At 53.0% G+C, this 5,798-nt stretch carries 4 protein-coding genes and 1 pseudogene; 3 read left to right on the top strand and 2 right to left on the bottom strand.

The features are described from left to right. Together ACXJ5O_RS16945 and ACXJ5O_RS16940 are read left to right on the top strand one after the other, a co-directional pair. Nucleotides 1-647: hypothetical protein (locus ACXJ5O_RS16945; RefSeq protein ID WP_457300904.1), on the top strand; the 647-nt coding region annotated here is incomplete at its 5' end. A 402-nt stretch (nt 648-1,049) separates the two neighbouring features. After that, entirely contained in the window at nt 1,050-1,835 is a 786-nt protein-coding gene (locus tag ACXJ5O_RS16940) for an FkbM family methyltransferase (protein WP_457300903.1), read from the top strand. A gap of 1,139 nt (nt 1,836-2,974) precedes the next feature. Here the strand turns inward: ACXJ5O_RS16940 and ACXJ5O_RS16935 are convergent. Together ACXJ5O_RS16935 and ACXJ5O_RS16930 are read right to left on the bottom strand one after the other, a co-directional pair. Further along, nucleotides 2,975-3,721, bottom strand: coding sequence for an ABC transporter ATP-binding protein (locus tag ACXJ5O_RS16935; RefSeq protein ID WP_457300902.1), 747 nt, complete (start codon nt 3,719-3,721; stop codon nt 2,975-2,977). A 35-nt stretch (nt 3,722-3,756) separates the two neighbouring features. After that, nucleotides 3,757-4,572 carry an ABC transporter permease gene (locus ACXJ5O_RS16930; protein ID WP_457300901.1) on the bottom strand — a complete coding sequence of 272 codons (816 nt, stop codon included), beginning with the start codon at nt 4,570-4,572 and terminating at the stop codon, nt 3,757-3,759. Nucleotides 4,573-4,724: 152 nt separating this feature from the next. On the opposite strand from ACXJ5O_RS16930, the pseudogene adh reads away from it, so the two are divergent. Further along, nucleotides 4,725-5,798, top strand: a pseudogene (adh, locus tag ACXJ5O_RS16925) (aldehyde dehydrogenase); the annotation flags it as partial.

Here is a 5,798-nt window from a genome sequence, read left to right as displayed (position 1 = left end):
AAGTGACGGCGTTGATGCGCTTGGCTGGGTTTGACGTCACAGCGAGCTATGGGGTCTGGTTGTGCCGTGACCCGCGGACTGGGGAAGTGCTGCCGTTCGATCCTAATCAGTCCACTCCCGGTTGGTCTGTCACAGAGCGGTTGATCGTAGCGCGCGATCGACCAGATGAATCGTTCATCTGGTGGGTCGAGGGAGTGCGAACCGATCRCAAGCCCGATGCCGAAGCGACCCATGCCATGATGGCCGATTTATTCAATAAGCATTGGCCCGAGCGCGTCCAACGCCTGGCGGTGCCGGCCGGTCGCAAATTGCGGCAATCTCAGGATGGTACTTGGATCGAGGCCGCCGCGGGGGAAGGTGGTGTTGTGCTGCACGGCCCTTATATGCCGCTTCGAGCCGGTAGCTACCGTGTGACTTGGCAGATCCGGTCGGCGGCCAAAAAATCCCCGATAGCAGTTTGCGATGTGGTCGCGCTGGGGCAGGCGGAGCCGCTCGCACGTTGCGAGGTGCAATCCGGTGAAAAGCGTGTTTCGCTCGAATTTGATATTCCAGATACTACGTTTGGACTTGAGTTCCGTTGTGCGAGCGTCGGTGGGAGCGGGTTCTCAGTATTGCGGAAAATCGAGCTGGAGGAGCATATCGCTTAGGACGCAGGACGATGGGCACAATCCTGTTTACGCCCTGCGCCGCGGCCTGCCCCAGTGCACCCCGTTGTGACCGGATCTTGCTTCGGTGACTGGATATAGATGTTTGCTTCTCGCGCCGCTTATAGAAGCGGCGAAGCTGTCGAATCTTTATGTCTGCCAATAACGAAATCATGGTCTATAGTTGTTTGGGAGAAATCTAGTGGGGGGACAATGAATGCTAGACCGTGTAAAGCAAATTCGGCTCGGCAACAAACTATTCTCGATTGATAGTTTGGGACATTCCGACCCTTTCTACCCCACCATCAGCGATGGGTACGGAGGCGAACTTTTTTCGTTCGCAAAGGACCAGATTCAAAGCGATGCAGTAGTATTGGACGTAGGCGCAAACATTGGTTTGACCTCGTGCATCCTAAGCAGTTGGGCGCTGAGGTTCATTCATTCGAACCTCAACCGGAGGTCTTCGCACTTCTTAAGGCGAACGTTGAAGGAAACGGCTTGTCACACGTTACGCCGTGGAATCTGGCTGTTAGCTCGGCGCCAGGTGTTGCTCATTTTTCTGGAAGTTCTGCATACGGGCATATTTCAGACGATGCGTCGGCTCCCGAAGTACGCGTTGTCACCATCGATGGGTTTGTCAAAGAACAGGCTTTGCAGCGTGTCGATTTGATAAAGATCGATGTCGAGGGGTTTGAGCCACAAGTGCTTAAGGGTGCCCGCGTCACAATCGAGAAGTTCAACCCCATTATCTATATGGAGTTCAACTCATGGTGTTTGATGATGCACGGCAATACGAATCCATTCGACTTTGCTAAGTCGCTCTTTGCCGATTTCGCCAGCGTGCATGTCGTTGATAACTCCGACAAGGGATTTTCCAGTAGGTTATCTCCTGACCACGTTCTCCACGACAACATCGTAAGAAGTGGTTCTGTAAATGACCTGATTTTGCTGAAGCGTCCTAAGCCACTCCATGCAACGTCACGCGAATTAGAGCAACTGCGAGTTCATGTCGAGACAATTTCTGGTGAGCTGCGTGATGCTCTTAAGCGAGAAGAACTGATGCAGAAAGAGTTGGATTCGGCCCGGGCCACGTGTGCAAAACTTGAGCAAGAAGCGAAAGCCCATCTGAATTCTTCTTCATGGCGTATCACCGCGCCAATGCGTCAAATCAAAGGGGCGTTCCGCAAATAGGCTGTGAACCGCATCATTGGATGACTTGTCGCTCGAGTTCTCTCGCATTTGAAGCAACCAACTACCCTGGGTCATCGGACCGCCTTCGAAAAAGAGTTTACTCCGCCATGGCGACTCAACTACCGTCCCGGTCTCAAACTGGATCGGCAATGAACGAACCTCGGAAAAGATACAGGCCCAAGCGGGATAAGCGCGATACTGCGACCAGGCTCGCCGATTACGTTTCCAGCTTAAAAACAAACAACCCCAAACTGACGCCTCGAGAGATCGCTAATCTGTTGGAAATTTCGCCGTTTTACCCACCAGAAGCTGTGCGTTGGTCGGCAAATGTGGTGACGAAATTATTGGCAGACGGGAACGAGCTAGATCCCATCTACCTTCAGACTCAAAAATAGGCGGCTCGTTTCTAGGTAGCGAGGCGACCAGCGCCAGGACGAGAATTGGGAGTGTGACCCAAAGAAGATCGTAAGCAGCCGCTGTCATTAATTCCTCCCATCATCAGTTCGATAAGGGACCCCAGAGTAATGGGTATCAAAGAGACTCGGCATTTAGAACTGAAGAGATCATCGAGGCCCAGTCCCCGCCGGTCAGAAGGACTCACCAGCACACCATAACTAGCCATTACGATGAACGTTCCATTATCAGGGGAGCTTGAGTTCCCGACCTGCCGGATGCCCAATAAGAAACAGGCCGGGTGGCCGACATGTAGGCAACTGTCAGCCACTAGAACGTGCGCCTGTATCGTTAACAAAAGGTGAGGCCCGACTTCTCCGCTACCTCAGAACAGGTCCGGCCTATACCGCCTCCAGAACCCAAGCTTTTGAGACATAAACATCCCGATTTCAAATCGCCAAGATACCTCACAGGCAAGCACTGCGACCAGAAAAGGATATTCCTGGTCAATCATTCCTTCAGGTGGTTCGCCTCGGCTTCTGTTCATGGCGTATTGGAAAACAGCCTGTCCGCTCCTCATCGCGCAAGACAGTGTGGCTATAGATTCAAATTGTCAGGACGGTCGCAACTACCGGCGTTCGTTTATATTTGTTCTCGTGAGTGGAGAGAGTTAAGAGGAACGACTGCAAATCATTCTGGTCATTCGTCTGGCGAAACCCTCGCCTGGGATCATATAAACCCAATTATCATTGGTGCCCAAAATAGGCGTTGGCAACCGTCTCGGCGTCGCCATCCATCCGGATTTTTCCATGCTCAAGCCATACGATCCTATTGCAGTTATTCACGAGCAATTGCTTCGAATGGCTGGCGATAATCAAGATCTTGGTTTTATTGACGAGCTCGTGCAGGCGCGCATTGGCTTTGTGCTGAAAGCCTTCATCTCCCGTCGCCAGCCATTCATCCATGATAAGAATTTCAGGTTGAATCACGGTCGATATCGAAAAAGCCAAGCGAAGTTGCATACCTGTCGAATAGGTCCTCACCGGCATGTCAAGGAAGCTTCCGAGTTCGGAAAAATCCTCAATCTCCGCCCGCTGTGCGGCCATTTCCTTCTTTGTGAATCCAAGCATCGCGCCGCGAATGCCGATGTTTTCACGGCCGGTAGCTTCGGGGTCGATGCCCAATGAGATGTTAATCAGGGACGTAGATTTCCCGTTGATGGCAATGTTACCGCCCGAAGGGTAGTAGACGCCGCTCATGACCCGCAAAAGCGTGGTTTTTCCCGAACCGTTGTGGCCTATCAAACCAAGCCGATCGCCCTCTTTGAGGCTCAGGCTGATATTTTCCAGACCCCGTATGACGACATGACCCTCGGAATTCGAGCCGATCGTACCACCGGTCGCCAGACTGATGACCTGGTTTTTCAGCGATCTGCTTTTTGCATTGTAGATCGGAAAATCCACAGTGACATTTTCAAGATGCATGGAGGTCATGTCTGCCTGCGCGATAGGATGTTGAGAAAATATGTTCATAGCCAATAGGTGATCCGCGAACGATAGCGATTAAGAAACAGGAGGGCGATCAACCAGCCGAAAATCGCCATCGCGATGCTGATCAACCAGTTGAGCTGCGTTGCCGTACCACCCAGCAGCGGTTCGCGCACAATACTGATCAGATGGAAGAAGGGATTGAGATCGAGCATCAACCATAGCCGCGATTGTGTGCCGCCGGGTAAATTCTTGGCCATCCACATGATCGGGGTCACATACATGCCGACCTGCATGATGTTCTGAACGATCTGCGTCAGATCGCGATAACGCGTGCACAGCACCGCCAGGACAATCATCACCCAAAGAAGGTTGAGCGACACCAGTACAAAGCCCGGAATGAACAAGAGCGCATTGAAGTTGACAAACGTCCCGAAGATCAGAAGGACAATCGGGAAGATGACCATATTATGTGCGAGAATGATCGTATTACGCCACCACGTTCTCAAGATGTAGGTGAAGAACGGTATGGGCAGCTGCAGCATCGTGTCGGCGCTCGAAATGAAACTGCCGCACCCCTCATTGATGAGGCTCGAAAAATAGCCCCACATGATCAGGCCGACACAAATGAACGGCAGAAACTCGGACATTGGCGAATTGAAGATTGTCCCAAATACCAAACCCAATGCGCCAATGAGCACACCCATGTTTATGGTTAGCCAGAAAGCGCCAACGCTTGACCTTCGATAACGTTGTGCGACGTCTTGCCAGCCGAGGAGTGCGGCCAATCGGAAGTTTTTGACCGAGCTGGAAATGTCCTCCCAGGCAGTAATCTTTAGCGTGGTAACGCTGGCCATACAATTGTCATCTCTCTGTTGGGAATAGTTTTTGCAGGCCCGCGGTTAGCACATTCGAATGGGACTTAATAGTGACTGGCTGTCGTAATTTACGCATGGCGATAAGACCCGGCATCCATTAGTCGGATGCAAAACAGCCTTACGGCAATTTCATTGGCGGAAAGTTCGTTTAACCCAATGCTGGCCGCTGTTCCGAAAACACGTYGCCGGTAAACGGTCAGGTTCTTTGTGAAATTGCGCGTTCCGACGCAAGTGATGTCGATGCGGCACTCGATGCMGCGCATGCYGCCAAGGAAGCCTGGGGYCGYACGAGCGCTGCCGAACGCAGCGTCATGCTCAACAAGATCGCACAAGTGATGGAAGACAACCTCGCTGTGCTTGCCCAGGCGGAAACCTGGGACAACGGCAAACCAATCCGCGAAACCACGGCGGCTGATCTGCCGCTWGCCATCGACCATTTCCGCTATTTCGCCGGTGCRATCCGTGCACAAGAAGGTGGTATCTCGGAAATCGATCACGATACGGTGGCCTATCATTTCCATGAACCGCTCGGTGTCGTCGGTCAGATCATTCCGTGGAACTTCCCGATCCTGATGGCGGTGTGGAAGCTTGCCCCKGCATTGGCTGCGGGAAATTGCGTCGTGCTGAAGCCTGCGGARCAAACCCCWGCRTCCATCYTGGTSCTYGCCGAACTGATCGCAGATCTCCTGCCGCCCGGCGTGCTCAACATCGTCAACGGCTTTGGCCTTGAAGCCGGAAAACCGCTAGCCTCGAGCCCCCGAATCGCCAAGATCGCGTTCACCGGCGAGACGACGACCGGACGGCTGATCATGCAGTATGCCAGCCAGAACTTGATACCGGTGACACTGGAACTGGGCGGCAAATCCCCCAACATTTTCTTCAAGGATGTAACGGCCGAGGACGACGATTTCTTTGACAAGGCAATAGAAGGCTTCGTTATGTTCGCCCTCAATCAGGGCGAAGTTTGCACCTGTCCGAGCCGCGCTCTTGTCCATGAAGCCATCTATGACAAGTTCATGGAAAAGGCGCTGAAGCGCGTGGAAGCGATCGTGCAAGGCGATCCGTTGGATCCGGCGACCATGATCGGCGCTCAGGCTTCAAGCGAACAGCTGGAGAAAATCCTCTCCTACATGGACATCGGCAAACAGGAGGGTGCCGAGGTGCTGATCGGCGGCGAACGCAATTTGCTCGCCGGTGATCTGGCG

Source organism: Phyllobacterium sp. P5_D12 (genome assembly GCF_054049495.1).
The sequence above is the reverse complement of the archived record's forward strand: the minus strand, read 5'-3'. Positions and strand labels throughout refer to the sequence as shown.